Source organism: Pedobacter sp. R-06 (assembly GCF_049913135.1).
GTDB lineage: Bacteria > Bacteroidota > Bacteroidia > Sphingobacteriales > Sphingobacteriaceae > Pedobacter.
In genome coordinates this window covers 4,511,541-4,527,312 of record NZ_CP183977.1, presented here as the reverse complement: position 1 = coordinate 4,527,312, position 15,772 = coordinate 4,511,541, and the positions used below count along the sequence as shown (strand labels likewise).

Genomic DNA, 15,772 nt, shown 5'->3' with positions numbered 1-15,772 from the left:
TCAATTATGTCACAAAAATTAAGAATTCTATTGGTAGAAGACGAGGATCACTTGTTAGATGCTATCAAATTAAACCTCGAACTTGAGGGTTATAAAGTTCACGCCGTTAAAGATGGCAAAACCGCTCTTAAAATTTTTAAAGAAGAACGCTTTAATCTAATTATTTTAGATGTAATGTTGCCTGAAATGGATGGTTTCCAGGTTTGCGAAACAATCCGTTTAGAGAATGCAGAAGTTCCAATTATGTTTTTAACAGCTAAAAACACTTCGGAAGACCGTGTTTTAGGTTTGAAAAAAGGAGCTGACGATTATTTGGTTAAACCTTTCAACCTTGAAGAATTAATTCTTCGTGTTGGTATTTTGGTTAAACGCAGTTTAAAATCTGATGATTTAAAAGAATTGAATTCTTACAAAATCGGTGATAAAACAATTTATTTTAACTCTTTCGAATTAAAACACGATGATGGCACCATCACACCGTTAACCAAAAAGGAAACGATGTTGTTGAAACTGTTGATCGAGCGCAAAAACGACGCGGTTTCAAGAGAGCAGATTTTAGAAACTGTTTGGAATTATGATGTTTATCCTTCAACAAGAACAATTGATAACTTCATTTTAACTTTCCGTAAGTATTTCGAACCAGATCAAAAAAATCCAGTTTATTTCCACTCGATCCGTGGTGTAGGCTATAAATTTACTGATAGTCATTAATGTACAATAATAAGGGCAGATATGCTTTAATGGCAGTTTTTGCGCTTGCTGCATTGGTTTGTGTATTTTACAATCAATATCAACTGGCCGCTGTTTCAGTACTGTTGTTTGTCTTTGTTGTTTGGAGCCATTTTAAGCATAGTTCGGTTTTAATGGCATCGAAGCATTTCAAGAATAACGATTTTGGTAAAACCAAAGCCTTATTGGCTGAGGTGGTTAAGCCGGAGCGCTTGGCTAAAAGCCGAAGGGGTTATTACGAATTCATGCAGGGCAATATGGCTTTGAAAGAAGAGGACTACGATAAAGCCGAGTATCACTTTCAGCTGGCAAGCCGTTTTCCGGTGGGAGGTAAAAATGAGAAATCGTACGTACTGATCCATTTGGCTAATCTCGCTTTGCGGAAGAAAGATAAAGAAAGGGCAGAAGCTTATACGAAATTGGCCAAAGAACTTGCTGAAACGCAACGCTCGAAAGACATTATCGTTAAAATTGAAAAAGAAATAAGCAAGTTATAATATTAATATTGTCATTTTGAACAAACGAAGCACCAGTTTTTGATAAAAAGGTACTTCGTTTTTTTTTTATTTATACCTTTGCGCAATTAAAATTTTTATCCATCCGTCATCCTGAATTCAGTTCAGGATCCAACTAGATAGAAAGATGCTGAAATAAATTCAGCATGACGATAAATGGAGTATTACTACAAATCATGAAGAATAACTTATTTTTAGACGCAGCATTTTCAAAACAAACCGAACGCCCACCAGTATGGATGATGCGTCAGGCAGGTCGTTTTATGCCACAATATTGGGAAATTAAAAACAAATACTCTTTTTTAGAGATGTGTAAAAACCCGGAAATTGCTGCGGATGTGACCATGTTACCGGTTGATTTGTTGGATATTGATGCCGCCATTTTATTCTGTGATATTTTGGTAACTGGCGAGGCTATGGGCGGCGATTTGAGTTTTACTCAAGGCGTTGGACCTAAATTTGCAAATCCGGTACGTACCGCTAAAGACATCGAAAACTTAAATGTTGATTGCTTGGACGAATTGCAATACGTTGCCGATGCGATTAAAGTGATTCAACAACGATTGGATAGCAGAATTCCATTGATCGGTTTTGCAGGTGCGCCATTTACGGTAATGAGTTATTTAATTGAAGGAGGTTCATCTAAAGATTTTAAATTAACCAAACTCTTTATACATAATCAACCAGAGCTGGCACACAAACTTTTGGCTAAAATTGCTAAAGTAACGGCAGATTATTTAAACCTTCAAATAGCGGCAGGCGTTAATGCTGTTCAGATTTTCGACAGTTGGGCACTTGCTTTATCCTGGAACGATTATCAGGAGTTTTCTCACCGTTATATTCAGGAAATCATTGCTAACTTAAACAGAAAAGATATTCCGGTGATTTCTTTCTGTAAAGGCAGTTCGGTTTTTGCACCAATTATGGCAGAAGCTAAACCAGATGTAATTTCTGTTGACTGGAACGCTGATTTATTGAATATTAAAAATGCTCTGCCAGCAGGTATTGCCGTTCAGGGAAATTTAGATCCACATATTTTATATGCTGATAAAGCAGTAATTAAAGCACAGATCCATAAATTATTCGAACGTATGCGTGGCACCGAAGGCTTTATCTTCAACTTAGGACATGGTATAATGCCAGATATTCCTTTCGATAACGTTAAATACGCAATTGAAGTAGTTAAAGAATTTAGGTATTAAATTCTCATACCCCATTAGATAAATAATGATAGAAACCTTGCTGCCATATTACCACTATTTTCTTGCAGTACACATTGTATTTGTAATTAGCTGGATGGCGGGATTGTTTTATATCCTTAGTCTTTTTATTTACCACACTGAAGCAAACAATAAGCCCGAACCTGAAAAAACTATCCTCCAGAAACAGTTTGTTAAAATGGAGGCTACTTTATGGAAAATTATCGCCACCCCAGCCATGATCATTTCTGTTTTGGCGGGTGTATCTATGCTGACTTTAAACCAAGGTTTGCTTCAAGCCGATTGGATGTGGGTTAAGCTAGGTTTTGTTGTTGGCCTGCTCATTTATCATTTCATCTGCCAAAACATTGTTAAACAGCTTAAAAATAACCAATACAAGCTAACGAGCTTTCAGTTGAGATTATGGCGTGAGCTGGCTACCATTTTTATGATTGCCATTGTGTTCGTGGTCATCCTTAAAAGTGCCATTAACTGGATTTACGGTTTAATTGGTATAATGGGTGTGGCGATGGCCATTATGATTGCAGTTAAGCTATATAAGAACTATCGTAAAAAGCGCGGTGAATAATTTTTGTACCACAATTCACTAAGGCGATGAGAATGTGGTTTGTAATTAGCGGTATTGAGAAAAGCTTTGTGTTCTTTGTGCCTTGATGGTCAAATCATAAATAACTTTGTTTCCTTTGCGTAAACTTCACAGGCTTTGCGGTTAAATAAACCAAAAACTATTCTAAATTTGGGCGATAAAATTCAAGCGCATGTTTACAAATACAGGTCTGAAAAAGGCCTTACTACTAATATCATTTCTTTTTAGTGCTTATTTCGCTTCGGCACAGTTTAATCAATCGGCTTTTGAAAATCGTATCCGTCCTGATAGCAGCTTAACCAACGAGGTTCACTTCAACTTTTATAATTTAAACTACGTTCGTAATTACGAGTATACCAACGATTTTCATGATGGTTATACTTTGTACGGAACACAGTTGCAGCCTCAAATTGTTTATTATGCACATCCTAATCTGGCGATTACCGCAGGTGCTTTTATCAGAAAGGATTTCGGTAGAAACGGGATTTCGGATGCTAAACCTTTATTTAGCGTAAAATACCATAAAAGAAACCTCACCTTAATTTTTGGAAGTTTAGAAGGTAACATTCAGCATAAATATATCGAACCTTTATACGATTTCGAAAGAACTTTGACTACACCAATTGAATATGGTACACAGTTATTGGTTGAGCGCAAGAAGTTTACTTTAGATGCCTGGATTGCCTGGCAAAAAATGATTTATAAAGGCGACCCCGCTAAAGAAGAAATTATCGGTGGTTTATCTACAGAAAGCACTATTGCAGAAGGTAATGGCTGGAAGTTTAGTTTGCCTGCCCAATTTTTGGCTTTCCATCAGGGTGGACAAATTGATGTGCTTAAAGAAATTCCGATTACCACCATGTTTAACGGTGCTACTGGTTTAAAACTGCACAAAGCGATTAATACCAACATTAAACAGGTATATACCGATAACTATATTGCTGTATATAAAGATTTTTCACCTGATAAAAGAAGAGCTTACGAAGGTGGTTTTGGTTTATGGTTAAATGCAGGTGTAGAAAGTAAATGGGGAAGTTTGGTGGCTTCTTACTGGAAAGGCAATAACTTTATTTCAATTAAAGGTATGCCACTTTATGAATCGGTTTCAGATAACCTGTACAGTCCGGGCTTAAAGCAGAGTGCAAGAAATATTGTTTCATTGCGTTATGCTTACCAAAAAGAGTTAATCCCACATTTATACCTTGATGTACGTTTCGAACCGCATATTGATCTTGATCATACCGATAAACAACTTCAGTTTAACCATTCGTTCTTTTTAACTTATAAACAGGATTTCAAATTGTTTAAGGTGAAAAAGGATGGAAGGTAGCGGGTAGGAAGGTTTAGGGCGATTAGTCTCATAAGATTTCAAACCTCGCAGGTTTCTAAACCTACGGGGTTTGTTGTTTTATAGACTTCCGAAGTTCCCCCTGCGCTTTATCTCTTTTTTAAACTTCAGAAGTCCCTGCCATAAACCCGATAGCAGCGAAAACACGAAGATTCGGGAAGGCTTTGAAGCGGATAGCTCCAAAGGAGTGACTTTGTCACGGGACTGTTGCTCCCGATGAAATGCTGAGTGTTTATTTTCAAATAAAAAATCTATATCTTTCTTCAAAAATATTTTAACTATATCTTGTTGATAATCAATAGGTGTTTAGCTGTTTTTAACTTTATTTAACTTTTTTTGTCTCCTCATGCAACCATTGTTTGTAATCTGCCATCTTCTATATACAAACACACAATGAAATTGACGCGAAGCTATACGATAAACGATTTGATGGAAGGCTGCAAGGCTGGCGACCGGAAGATGCAAGAGCTGCTTTACAAGCAAACTGCATCGAAGATGTTGGCCGTTTGCATGCGCTATGCCAAAGATAGAATGGAGGCAGAAGATGTGCTGCAAATGGGGTATATTAAAATTTTCCAGAAAATAAAAGAGTATAGGGGCGATGGTTCTTTTGAAGGCTGGATTAGAAGGGTTATGGTGAACACTGCAATTGAAAGTTACCGTAAAAATTTACGCAGCTTAAATGTGGTAGAAATAGATGAAGCTTACGAGCAACCATCAACCGGATTTGATTTTGGCACTTTAGGGATGCAGGATTTAATGAAAGTGATACAAAAATTGGCAGATGGTTACCGGATGGTTTTTAACATGTACGTAATAGAAGGCTATTCGCACAAAGAAATTGGTGAAACGCTTGGAATCTCAGAAGGAGCAAGTAAATCGCAACTATCGAGAGCAAGGGCAATATTAAAAGAAGAAATTATAAAAATGGAGGGATTTGGTTATGCAACCTATACGGGATAAGGATTTTGATCAGTTATTTAAGGATGCTTTTGCTGATGCAGAAGTAGCACCTTATAGGGATTTATGGAGCAGCATTGAAAGCGAAATAACACCCAAGAAAAAAAGAATCATACCGATTTATTGGTTATCAGCAGCTGCTGTGCTATTAATTGCTACAGTTGGGGTTTTGGTTTATCAACAACAAGATACCACTGATGGAGATAAAAGATTGGCCAATAACACAATTGAAAAATCTAAACCAGCGGTAAGGGTACAGGCTATTAAAGATTCTTCAACTACAATTGTTGCGCCAGTTGAAAATATTGCACCAGCTTTGCCAGTTCGACCTAAGGCAGTGAGTGCTATTGCCAAAACAAAGGTGAAACAAGACATTAAACCTGCTGTGGAGCAGCCGCGGATAGTTACAGCTCCTGAAATGCAAAAGCAAGAAACAATTATAGCTAAAGTTGAAGAACCTAAAAAAGATATCAAAACAAAAATCGAAGAGGCGATTTTACAGCCAAAAGAAGAGATTGTAACTGCGGTTGTTGCAACGCCAGTTAAAACAGACGATCCTGTTAACGAAAATGAACAGAGCAATAAAGGCATCCGTAATGTTGGCGATGTGGTAAACCTCATTGTTAATAAAATGGACAAAAGAAAAGATAAGCTGATTCAGTTCCGTACGGATGATGATGATTCTTCTTTGGCATCGATCAATATCGGCCCGTTTAAAATAGGTAAACGGAATAAGAAATAAGCTAGGATTGATCAGGATTAACAGATTTTAGGATACGAAATTCAAACCATTCACTCATTAAATAACTCAACAACACACACATATGAAACGTCTAATTTATACAACACTTTTGGTAAGCGGGCTTGCCGGTGTTATGGCTCCAGGTGCTTTTGCACAACAAGATAGTACCAAAAAGAAAATGGATTATAGTGAAGGACACGGTATCATCATTAAAACCAAATCTACAGATTCAGTTAAAAAAGGCCGTTTCGTGGGCGGAATTACTTTTACCAGAGTTGATTTAGGTTTCTCCAGGTTAATCGATAATGGTAGTTTCAACTTATCTCCAAACAACGATTTTTTGGATTATAAAGGTGGCAAAACCAGTACTTTCTCTTTCGATGTTCTGCAATTAGGCTACCGCTTTAACTCTAACTTTAAAGTTTATGTAGCCGGTGGATTCGACTGGACGTTGATCCGCTTACGAAAAGACATTACCATTGCTAAAAACGCTAACGAATTTGTATATACCGATCAGGCGCCTGTACATTTTTCAAAAAACCGATTCTCGAGTAGCTATGTACATATTCCATTAAACTTCGAATTCCGTACCAGCGAAAACAAAAACAGCAAAAGATTTTACCTGGTTTTGGGTCCAGAGGTTAGCTTTTTGCTAAATGGAAAAATTAAACAGGTAAGTGAAGAACGTGGTAAAGAAAAACAATACGATAGCTACCACTTTCAATCGGTTCGTTACGGTGGTACAGTTAGATTTGGCTATGGTGGTATAGGATTATTTACCAAATATTACTTTAACGATATGTTTACTACCGCTCAACAAGCTGGCTTGAAAAACATGAGCTTTGGGGTTACCTTCGGGCTAAACTAACACCCTAAATCCCCTAAAGGGGACTTAATTAAACCCTCCTGAAGATGTAGGGCGTCAACACACAAATAAAACAGATCCTGTTTCGGTTAGGCGAGACAGGATTTTTTATTTCATCCCATTTTACCTCAAACCTTCCACCTTAAAACCCTCCACCTTTTTATTATCTTTACCGTGTGAGCAATACCATAATCAGCGTTAAAAACTTAACCAAGCAATATCAGGCAGAACAGGCCGGCGGAATCAAAAATGTAAGTTTCGAGATCAAAAGAGGCGATGTAGTGGCTATAATAGGAGAGAGTGGGAGCGGGAAATCGACCTTACTGAAATCCATCTATGGGCTGTTAAAAACCGATGAGGGTGAAATCTTTTTCGAAGACCAAAGAGTTAAAGGGCCCGATGAACAACTCATCCCTGGCCATAAGCAGATGAAAATGGTAACGCAGGATTTTTCGTTAAATATTTATGCGAAGGTTTACGATAATATCGCCTCACAACTATCAAATACCGATCTTAAAACCAAAGCTGAAAAAACGCTCCAGATTATGGAGCATCTTCGGATTTTACCGCTCCAGAACAAAAAAATTATTGAGTTGAGTGGGGGAGAGCAACAGCGCGTGGCCATAGCTAAAGCCATGGTTGCCGATACACAGGTTTTACTTTTAGATGAGCCTTTTAGTCAGGTTGATGCGTTACTTAAAAATCAATTGCGGGCTGATATAAAACGAGTGGCCTCCGAAACTGGTGTCACTGTAATTTTGGTTTCTCACGATCCGGCCGATGGCTTATTCCTGGCCGACCAATTACTTATCCTAAAAAATGGCGAATTGCTGCAAACAGGAAAACCGGCAGAAATTTACCAGCACCCAAAACATATTTATACTGCTCAGATTTTAGGCAATGCTGTAGTTTTATCGAAAGCCGATGCCGAAAAAATCGGTTTAAAAACGGAAAAAGAATTCGTTGTTTTTTACCCTGAATGGGCCGAAGTAAGCAATAGTTGGAGTAGCAGGCGCTATGAGGTAAAGGATGTGTACTACAAAGGCTTTTATGACGAACTGCTTTTGGAAAGAAACGGCGTGAATATCCGCGCTTTGCAGCTGAACAGGGGAGAACATAAAAAAAACGACCATGTTCAGTTGAACATCAGTCGTTTTTTAGAGTTTTAAATATTATTTTGGACTTAATTTCCAGCGTAGTCAGACGGAATAATAACAACCTTTACCAAAGTATTGTAGTTAGGTGGAACTGTAGCTGTTAAATTATTAGTGTCCTGAACATCAAACCTTAAACCTCCATTAGAAATTTTATAACTAAAAGCATTGTAATTGAACGTATAAGGTAATTGGATATCACCATTTGGATCACTAGGATGCTCAAAATAGACTAGAACACCTTCATCATCTAATGTTACCCCATCAATGGCGGCTAGTGGCTTATTTACAGAATAGCTCCCATTGGCATTGCGTAGCCATTCATTAGAATTAATCGTAAAGTTATAAGTTTTAGCTCTTAACTCTTGATAGACAGTTTCTTTTTTGCAGGAAGCCAGACCTAGTGTGGCAATGCAAAGCATTAAGATGGTAAATTTTTTCATGTTGATTAGTTTTTATTTGTGTGTGTGATATTGGTATTACAAATCTGTTGCCAAAAAAATAAAATTGAAGATTTATGGATTAATTATTGTGCAACAGATTAAATACACAAATGTTGGTACCCTGTTTTTTTAAAATATGAAGCTCTTTTTTCGCCTCTTACCCTGGTTAATTTTAATAGTTGCCGGATATTTATTTATTTCCAAAAAGTTTAGTATCAATACCTCCGTAGAGAGCAAACATCAGCTTCTGGTAGAGAAAATTGAGGCAATTGGTAAGCTAGAGCTGGTAAGGTACCAGATCAGCGACGTTTTAGAACACAAAAATAAAACAGACTTTTTACCCGAAGCCAGTGTTTTATTGATTGTTAAAGCCGAAGCAGTAGGCTGTATCGACTTAACAAAAATTACCCGTGAAGATATTGATATTGATGCGGACACAGCTGTAGTAAATTTGCCACAGCCCGAAATATGTTATGTAAAAATCGATCATAAAAACTCCCGGGTTTACGATACAAAAATGGCTTTCTTCCGCGAAGCCGGTTTAGTAGATGAAGCGTATAAAGCAGCCGAAAGACAGGTAACTGCTGAGGTTAAAAAATCGAGTATTTTAGCACAAACAAAAACCAATGCTACAACTGTACTTAAACCGATTATCGAAGGATTGGGCTATAAGAATGTGCGGTTTACCTTTGAGTAATTAAGTTGTCGTCATGCTGAATTTATTTCAGCATCTTATCTAACAAAGACCCTGAAATAAATTCAGGGTGACGTAACTAAAAAATCTTCCCTATGTGGATTAAAAATATCAATCAATAATCCGGCTTCTAAACATACCACGCCATGGAATACATTTGATGGGGCAAAGAAAACATCGCCTTCGTTTAAGATTTTCTTATCATCGCCCATGCTTACTTCAAAACTTCCTTTGGCTACATAACTCATTTGCAAATGAGGATGATTGTGAATGATACCGATAGCGTCTTTTTCAAAGTCTACCTTAACCAACATCAACCGGTCATCGTAAGCCATAATTTTGCGTTTAACGCCTGCTCCTAAATCTTCCCAATCGATATCGTTATCAGAAATTAATACTTTGTTGCTTAGGTCTTTGAAATTCATTTTTCTCTATTAAGATGTGTCATGTTGAGCCTGTCGAAACACTGCGGTTATCCTTCAACAGGCTCAGGATGACAAAGGAATTAAATTATACTTTGTGTGCTTTGTGAAAAACTTTACGCCCTTTGCGGTTAACTATTAAACCAAATATTCAAACAAAGTCTGGTCCTGGTTCAGTTCGATAATTTCGAATTTAAAATCTTTCATGCGTTGCAATAAACTCGCATAATCGTTTTTGTTCGAAAGTTCGATACCAACCAATGCAGGGCCATTTTCTTTATTTGTTTTTTTTATAAACTCAAAACGGGTAATATCATCCTGTGGACCTAAAACCTCGTTTACAAATAATTTTAAAGCGCCTGGCCTTTGTGGGAAACGGACAATGAAATAGTGTTTCAAACCTTCGAAAAGCAAAGATTTCTCTTTAATCTCCTGCATGCGCTCTATATCGTTATTTCCGCCACTTACAATACAAACTACGGTTTTACCGGCAATCTGGTCTTTAAGCTGATCTAATGCAGCCACAGAAAGTGCCCCGGCAGGTTCAACCACAATGGCATCTTCGTTATACAATTTTAAGATGGTGGTACAGATCTTTCCTTCAGGGATCAAATGCATCTGATCCAGCAATTCCTTGCAATATTCATAAGTAATGTGGCCGATCCTTTTTACGGCCGCACCATCTACAAAACGGTCTATTTCTTCTAAAGTATAAGGGCCGCCGTGTTCCATGGCCGTAACCATCGATGGTGCACCCAGCGGCTCAACACCAACCAATTTCACTTCGGGTTTAACGGTTTTCATGTAAGCACTCACGCCCGATGCCAAACCGCCACCACCAACAGGCATTACCAAAATGTCTAAATCAGGCAGGTCTTCATAAATTTCCATACCAACCGTGGCCTGTCCTTCAATTACCTTTTCATCATCGAAGGGAGGAATAAACGTAGCCGATTTTTCGGCACTATAAACCAAAGCTTCTTTTAAACAATCGTCAAAAGTATCGCCTACTAAAACCACTTCAACATTTTCACCACCAAACATGTAGGTTTGTTTAACCTTTTGTTTCGGCGTAATTTCCGGCATAAAAATAACACCCTTAATACCAAGTTTTTTGCATGAATAGGCTACACCCTGTGCATGGTTACCAGCACTGGCACAAACCACGCCGTTAATTAATGCATCTTGTGGCAAGGTGCTGATTTTATTGTAGGCACCACGTAATTTGTAGGAACGCACAATCTGCAGGTCTTCTCTTTTTAAGTAAATATTCGCATTATAATGTGCAGAAAGTCCGGCGTTAAACTCTAAAGGTGTGCGTTTTACTACGCCCTTTAACCGTTGCGATGCAGATTGAAAATCTAATGTATTCGGTGTTGTAGTATTCATAATTTAGTATCAAGAAGAGAGATATGAGTATCGAGACTAATATTTCACTTGTATTTTTTTGTAAAGCAGGGTTTGGTGTTCCATCAGAGGCAGCTCTCCTGCTTTACATTTATTTCGCTGCGCTTCATGCTCATTCCATCCGATAGTTATCGGATCAGGGTTAGAAAAATAAGTCAGTGCGTTATATAAAAACGCTAACCGCTCAGCACTAAACCCTAGCCGCATTAAGCTAAATGCAAGGCAACCAATTGGTTCAAATCGTAATCGTTAATGCCTTGTTTGCTATCGGCTAAAACCAAAAATTGTTTGTAAACAATATCTAAATGATCTTTTTCCAATTTATGGCCTAAACGGTCTAAATGGTGTTTTAAAGCATGGCGTCCGCTTCTTGCAGTTAATACAATGGTTGCATCAGGGAAGCCAACATCTTCTGGCTTAATAATTTCGTAGTTTTCACGGTTTTTCAAGAAACCATCCTGGTGAATGCCTGAGCTATGCGAAAATGCATTTCCACCAACAATTGCTTTATTTGGTTGTACTGGCATATTCATCTGGTTCCGCACCATGTGGCTCATTTCATAGAAACGGGTAGCATCAATCTGAGTGTTTAAGCCTAAAATCTTGTGCGTTTTCAAAATCATGACGACTTCTTCCATAGATGTATTGCCTGCGCGCTCTCCGATGCCGTTAATGGTACATTCTACCTGACGGGCACCATTCTGTAAACCTGCGATAGAATTGGCTGTAGCCAAGCCTAAATCGTTGTGGCAATGCACAGAGATGATGGCTTTGTCGATATTTTTTACGTTTTCTTTTAAGAAAAGAATTTTCGAGCCGTATTGGTCTGGTAAGCAATAACCGTTGGTATCTGGAATATTTACCACGGTGGCACCAGCAGCGATTACTGCTTCAACCATTTTGGCCAAAAATTCAATGTCAGCACGGCCGGCATCTTCTGCGTAGAACTCCACGTCTTCCACAAATTTTTTCGAATACCTTACAGCTTCAACAGCACGTTCTAAAATTTCTTCGCGGGTACTGTTAAATTTATGTTTAATATGGAAATCGGATGAACCAATCCCCGTGTGGATACGTGGTCTTTTCGCATAACGTAAAGCATCTGCAGCAACATCGATATCATTTTTATTTGCACGGGTTAAAGCGCAGATAATCGGGTTGGTAACCGCTTTCGATAACTCAATTACACTATTAAAATCTCCTGGACTAGATACCGGGAAACCTGCTTCAATCACATCAACGCCTAAAAGCTCAAGTGATTTAGCGATTTCTACTTTTTGGTTTGTATCTAACTGGCAGCCTGGAACCTGCTCACCGTCACGCAATGTCGTGTCGAAAATATAAACTTTGTTTGGGTCGTGAATCATGATCTTAAGTTTAGGAAGTGATTAATTTTTGTGATAAGAATTTAAGTACCAATTTACCCATTTCAGCTGTGCCTAAAACTTTAAATCGGTTTGTATTTTGGTCGGCAATGTCATGTGTTCTAAAACCTTCTTTCAGTACCTGGTCGATGGTATCAACCAATAATTTGGCTTCTTCTTTTAGTCCGAATCCAATTTCTAACATTAATGCTGCCGATAGGATAGAAGCCAATGGATTAGCTAAATCTTTACCTGCAATATCGTGTGCAGAACCGTGGATCGGTTCGAAGAAACCTGTGCTTTCGCCAACAGATGCCGAAGCCAGCATACCCATCGAACCTGCAATTTGTGAAGCCTCATCTGTCAAAATATCTCCAAATAAATTGGCCGTTAAAACCACGTCGAATTTCTTAGGGTTTTTGATCAACTGCATGGCTGCATTATCGATAAACATGTGCTCAGTTTCTACATCAGGATATTGTTTTGCAATTTCCTGAACGGTTTCGCGCCATAAGCGAGAACTTTCTAAAACATTTGCCTTATCTACCGAACATAATCTTTTGTTACGTTGCTGTGCGGCCTGGTAAGCTTTATGTGCAATGCGTTCTACTTCATAACGGTGATAAATCATCAGGTCTGAAGCCGTATTACGGTCCTCAGAGCGAATTTTTTCACCAAAGTAAACATCACCCGTTAATTCGCGGAAGAACAAAATATCGGTCCCTCTTAAAATTTCGGGTTTGATGCTCGATGCCTGAAGAAGTTCATCAAATAGTAATATGGGGCGGAGATTAGCGAATAAACCCAGTTCCTTACGGATTTTTAACAGACCTTGTTCTGGTCTAACTTTTAAACTTGGGTCGTTATCATATTTGGCGTGGCCAATTGCACCAAAAAGAATAGCATCACTTTGTCTTGCTTTTTCTAAAGTTTCATCTGGCAAAGGCTCGCCGGTAACTTCAATAGCCGCATGGCCCATTAAAGCTTCTTCGAATACAAATTCATGGCCAAAAATTTCGGCAATTTTCTCTAATGCTGCTTTTCCCCAAGTGGTAACCTCGGGCCCAATACCGTCTCCAGGTATTACTAAAATGTTCTTCTTCATTGTTGACTCCTCTTTTGCTTTGCAATTTGCCTATTCGTTGCCACGGAGGCACAGAAATCACAGAAAAATTTTGTTTCCGTGTTCGCCGTGTTTCTGTGGCTAAGCTTGCATCAGCTTAATATTTCTGTGTTTAAACTTTCGACGACTTTTACCTCGCCTTTTTCTAACAATATTCTTTTTTCTATGCAGGTTGGCAGCTGCGATTCAAAATGGCCAACATAAATCAAGGTCATCCCGTTGCTGCACAATTCATCAACCAATTGATTAAAATGTTTTGTTTGCTGTTGGTCTAAACCCTGGCAAGGTTCATCCAGAATTAATAGTTCCGGATTTTTTATAATCGTCCGCGCTAATAATACCAATCGCTGTTTACCGAGTGGAAGTGCGGTTAATAATTCATTTTTGTTTTCGGTTAATCCAAAATATTCAATCAGCTCATCAACTTGTGTCCTTTTGGTATAAGGCAATTGCTGAAACAGGCCCACGGTATCGTAAAAACCCGAAGCAATACACTTCCAAACGGTTGAGGTGGCATCGAAGTACCAATGAAATTCCGGCGATATTAAACCAATGTGCTGCTTAATATCCCATATACTTTCGCCACTTCCACGCCTGTTGCCAAACAAATAAAGCTCGTTGGCGTAAGATTGGGGGTGATCGCCGTTTATTAAACTCAATAAAGTAGATTTTCCAGAGCCATTTGGGCCTTGCAATAACCATTTTTCGCCAGCTTTAACTTCCCAGTTGATATTTTTTAGCACCTGTTTTTCGCCATAGCTGATGTTGACATCAACCATTTTTACCATATCAGTTGATGAATAAATAGGCGACTCCTTTAAAAAAGCTGGGATTTTCCTTTTGTGTATTTCAGGTGGAAGGTCTCCAATTTCTCTTGAAAACGAGCTTACAATCTGCCCGTCTATAATCTCTGCAAAACAATCGATACTTGCAGGAAATTCTAAATCGTTACAGATTAAAATTAATTGTACACCTTCTGCTGTAATCTGGTCCAAAAGCGTATTCAGGTTTTTGCGCGATGCTTTATCCAAACCGGTATAAGGCTGATCGATGATTAACAATTGGGGTTTTAACCATAAGGCTTTAACCAACTGCAGTTTTTTATGTTCGCCGCTTGATAATTCGATTAGCTGTGAACTGGCAAAAGTAGCAAAGCCCAGTGCTTCTAAGATCGGTTCAACCAAATCGAAATGGAGTCCTTTTTCTTTGCCGTAAGCTACCAGTTCTGCATGTACTGTCAAAGTATCATTAGCCTGTAAACTGGTGTAGCGTTGCTGATAATAAAAGTTTGCAACACCTTCGAGGTTTTTAAACTGATACCAGCTTTCTACAAATAAAACTTCGGCCGGTAATTTACTTTGGGCATCGTAATTGATTTCAATGCTGCCTTGAGAAGGAATTAAACCCGCAATGGCTTTGGCCAAAGAAGTTTTTCCGCTGCCACTTTCGCCCCATAAAACCCAGTTTTGGCACACATTTACTTCCCAATACAAATCCTTTAGCACCGCTTTATTGCGGTAACTTAAGTTTAGGTTTTGTATATAGACAAATGGTTTAAGCATTATTTTGTCTGTTCAAATTCTGCGATTAACTCTTTTTGGGCTAAGATGAAATCGATATCATCATAACCATTTATCAAACACGATTTTTTGTAAGGATTGATCTCAAATGATTCTTTAGCACCGGTTTCTAAAATGGTAACCGTTTGATTTTCTAAATCAACTTCTAAGGCCGATTTTGGATTGCTGTCAACCGCTTTGAAAATCTGCGCCAAGAACTCGTCACTTACCTGAATTGGTAATAAACCATTGTTCAAGGCATTTCCTTTAAAGATATCGGCAAAGAAACTGCTGATTACCGCATCAAAACCAGCATCTTGAATAGCCCATGCGGCGTGCTCGCGACTACTGCCACAACCAAAGTTTTTTCCTGCCACTAAAACCTGACCACTGTAGGTTGGGTTGTTCATCACGAAATCAGCTTTAGGCTGGTTATCGTTTTCATAACGCCAGTCGCGGAACAAGTTTTCGCCGAAACCCTCGCGGGTGGTCGCTTTTAGAAACCTTGCAGGGATAATCTGGTCGGTGTCGATGTTCTCTATGTTTAATGGCACTACTGCCGATGTTAATTTTGTGAATTTTTTCATGTCAATTAGTATCAAGTAAGGAGTACCAAGTAGCGAGACTTGTATTCCACTTTT

At 38.5% G+C, this 15,772-nt stretch carries 17 protein-coding genes; 10 read left to right on the top strand and 7 right to left on the bottom strand.

The window, feature by feature from the left end; all coding sequences use genetic code 11:
- Positions 1-6 precede the first annotated feature (6 nt).
- The 9 genes from ACN9MR_RS18100 (at position 7) to ACN9MR_RS18060 (ending at position 8,134) form a co-directional block, all read left to right on the top strand.
- Complete coding sequence (locus tag ACN9MR_RS18100) at positions 7-711, top strand: response regulator transcription factor (protein ID WP_025146905.1); 705 nt, start codon at positions 7-9, stop codon at positions 709-711.
- A complete protein-coding gene (locus tag ACN9MR_RS18095) occupies positions 711-1,226 on the top strand; it encodes a hypothetical protein (RefSeq protein WP_426325739.1) in 516 nt (171 codons plus the stop codon). The genes ACN9MR_RS18100 and ACN9MR_RS18095 overlap by 1 nt, the downstream gene beginning before the upstream one ends.
- A 194-nt stretch (positions 1,227-1,420) precedes the next feature.
- Positions 1,421-2,446, top strand: coding sequence for a uroporphyrinogen decarboxylase (hemE, locus tag ACN9MR_RS18090; RefSeq protein ID WP_029275764.1), 1,026 nt, complete (start codon positions 1,421-1,423; stop codon positions 2,444-2,446).
- A 25-nt stretch (positions 2,447-2,471) separates the two neighbouring features.
- A complete protein-coding gene (locus ACN9MR_RS18085; protein ID WP_426325737.1) occupies positions 2,472-3,032 on the top strand; it encodes a CopD family protein in 561 nt (186 codons plus the stop codon).
- Between the two features lie 190 nt (positions 3,033-3,222).
- Positions 3,223-4,380, top strand: a complete 1,158-nt coding sequence (locus ACN9MR_RS18080) for a hypothetical protein (RefSeq protein ID WP_426325735.1) — start codon at positions 3,223-3,225, stop codon at positions 4,378-4,380.
- A 411-nt stretch (positions 4,381-4,791) separates the two neighbouring features.
- Positions 4,792-5,361: an RNA polymerase sigma factor gene (locus tag ACN9MR_RS18075; RefSeq protein WP_025146912.1), complete on the top strand. Its 570-nt coding sequence runs from the start codon at positions 4,792-4,794 to the stop codon at positions 5,359-5,361.
- Complete coding sequence (locus ACN9MR_RS18070; protein WP_426325733.1) at positions 5,342-6,100, top strand: hypothetical protein; 759 nt, start codon at positions 5,342-5,344, stop codon at positions 6,098-6,100. The genes ACN9MR_RS18075 and ACN9MR_RS18070 overlap by 20 nt, the downstream gene beginning before the upstream one ends.
- Before the next feature lie 82 nt (positions 6,101-6,182).
- Complete coding sequence (locus ACN9MR_RS18065) at positions 6,183-6,968, top strand: outer membrane beta-barrel protein (RefSeq protein WP_426325731.1); 786 nt, start codon at positions 6,183-6,185, stop codon at positions 6,966-6,968.
- Between the two features lie 173 nt (positions 6,969-7,141).
- Positions 7,142-8,134 (top strand): ABC transporter ATP-binding protein, encoded by a 993-nt coding sequence (locus tag ACN9MR_RS18060; RefSeq protein ID WP_426325729.1) that lies wholly within the window; start codon positions 7,142-7,144, stop codon positions 8,132-8,134.
- Positions 8,135-8,148: 14 nt separating this feature from the next.
- On the opposite strand, the gene ACN9MR_RS18055 is transcribed toward ACN9MR_RS18060, so the two are convergent.
- A complete protein-coding gene (locus tag ACN9MR_RS18055) occupies positions 8,149-8,562 on the bottom strand; it encodes a hypothetical protein (protein WP_426325727.1) in 414 nt (137 codons plus the stop codon).
- Between the two features lie 136 nt (positions 8,563-8,698).
- On the opposite strand from ACN9MR_RS18055, the gene ACN9MR_RS18050 reads away from it, so the two are divergent.
- Positions 8,699-9,259: a DUF4230 domain-containing protein gene (locus ACN9MR_RS18050; protein WP_057931998.1), complete on the top strand. Its 561-nt coding sequence runs from the start codon at positions 8,699-8,701 to the stop codon at positions 9,257-9,259.
- A gap of 62 nt (positions 9,260-9,321) precedes the next feature.
- Here ACN9MR_RS18050 and ACN9MR_RS18045 read toward each other — a convergent pair whose 3' ends face one another.
- From ACN9MR_RS18045 to leuD, 6 genes are all read right to left on the bottom strand, one after another.
- Entirely contained in the window at positions 9,322-9,681 is a 360-nt protein-coding gene (locus ACN9MR_RS18045; protein WP_426325725.1) for a cupin domain-containing protein, read from the bottom strand.
- 135 nt (positions 9,682-9,816) lie between these two features.
- Complete coding sequence (gene ilvA / locus ACN9MR_RS18040; RefSeq protein ID WP_426325723.1) at positions 9,817-11,067, bottom strand: threonine ammonia-lyase IlvA; 1,251 nt, start codon at positions 11,065-11,067, stop codon at positions 9,817-9,819.
- A gap of 224 nt (positions 11,068-11,291) precedes the next feature.
- Positions 11,292-12,452 carry a 2-isopropylmalate synthase gene (locus ACN9MR_RS18035; protein ID WP_083488690.1) on the bottom strand — a complete coding sequence of 387 codons (1,161 nt, stop codon included), beginning with the start codon at positions 12,450-12,452 and terminating at the stop codon, positions 11,292-11,294.
- A 10-nt stretch (positions 12,453-12,462) separates the two neighbouring features.
- On the bottom strand, positions 12,463-13,554 hold the full coding sequence (leuB, locus tag ACN9MR_RS18030) for a 3-isopropylmalate dehydrogenase (protein ID WP_057931994.1): 1,092 nt from the start codon (positions 13,552-13,554) through the stop codon (positions 12,463-12,465).
- A gap of 110 nt (positions 13,555-13,664) precedes the next feature.
- Complete coding sequence (locus tag ACN9MR_RS18025) at positions 13,665-15,134, bottom strand: ATP-binding cassette domain-containing protein (protein WP_426325720.1); 1,470 nt, start codon at positions 15,132-15,134, stop codon at positions 13,665-13,667.
- On the bottom strand, positions 15,134-15,718 hold the full coding sequence (gene leuD, locus ACN9MR_RS18020; protein WP_426325717.1) for a 3-isopropylmalate dehydratase small subunit: 585 nt from the start codon (positions 15,716-15,718) through the stop codon (positions 15,134-15,136). The genes ACN9MR_RS18025 and leuD overlap by 1 nt, the downstream gene beginning before the upstream one ends.
- Positions 15,719-15,772 lie beyond the last annotated feature (54 nt).

Coding starts and splice junctions, on each gene's coding strand:
- ACN9MR_RS18065 (WP_426325731.1), top strand. CDS start 6,183: ATGAAACGTCTAATTTATACAACACTTTTGGTAAGCGGGCTTGCCGGT.
- ACN9MR_RS18035 (WP_083488690.1), bottom strand. CDS start 12,452: ATGATTCACGACCCAAACAAAGTTTATATTTTCGACACGACATTGCGT.
- hemE (WP_029275764.1), top strand. CDS start 1,421: ATGAAGAATAACTTATTTTTAGACGCAGCATTTTCAAAACAAACCGAA.
- ACN9MR_RS18100 (WP_025146905.1), top strand. CDS start 7: ATGTCACAAAAATTAAGAATTCTATTGGTAGAAGACGAGGATCACTTG.
- ACN9MR_RS18070 (WP_426325733.1), top strand. CDS start 5,342: ATGCAACCTATACGGGATAAGGATTTTGATCAGTTATTTAAGGATGCT.
- ACN9MR_RS18075 (WP_025146912.1), top strand. CDS start 4,792: ATGAAATTGACGCGAAGCTATACGATAAACGATTTGATGGAAGGCTGC.
- ACN9MR_RS18025 (WP_426325720.1), bottom strand. CDS start 15,134: ATGCTTAAACCATTTGTCTATATACAAAACCTAAACTTAAGTTACCGC.
- ACN9MR_RS18085 (WP_426325737.1), top strand. CDS start 2,472: ATGATAGAAACCTTGCTGCCATATTACCACTATTTTCTTGCAGTACAC.
- ACN9MR_RS18045 (WP_426325725.1), bottom strand. CDS start 9,681: ATGAATTTCAAAGACCTAAGCAACAAAGTATTAATTTCTGATAACGAT.
- ilvA (WP_426325723.1), bottom strand. CDS start 11,067: ATGAATACTACAACACCGAATACATTAGATTTTCAATCTGCATCGCAA.
- ACN9MR_RS18050 (WP_057931998.1), top strand. CDS start 8,699: ATGAAGCTCTTTTTTCGCCTCTTACCCTGGTTAATTTTAATAGTTGCC.
- ACN9MR_RS18095 (WP_426325739.1), top strand. CDS start 711: ATGTACAATAATAAGGGCAGATATGCTTTAATGGCAGTTTTTGCGCTT.
- leuB (WP_057931994.1), bottom strand. CDS start 13,554: ATGAAGAAGAACATTTTAGTAATACCTGGAGACGGTATTGGGCCCGAG.
- ACN9MR_RS18080 (WP_426325735.1), top strand. CDS start 3,223: ATGTTTACAAATACAGGTCTGAAAAAGGCCTTACTACTAATATCATTT.
- ACN9MR_RS18055 (WP_426325727.1), bottom strand. CDS start 8,562: ATGAAAAAATTTACCATCTTAATGCTTTGCATTGCCACACTAGGTCTG.
- leuD (WP_426325717.1), bottom strand. CDS start 15,718: ATGAAAAAATTCACAAAATTAACATCGGCAGTAGTGCCATTAAACATA.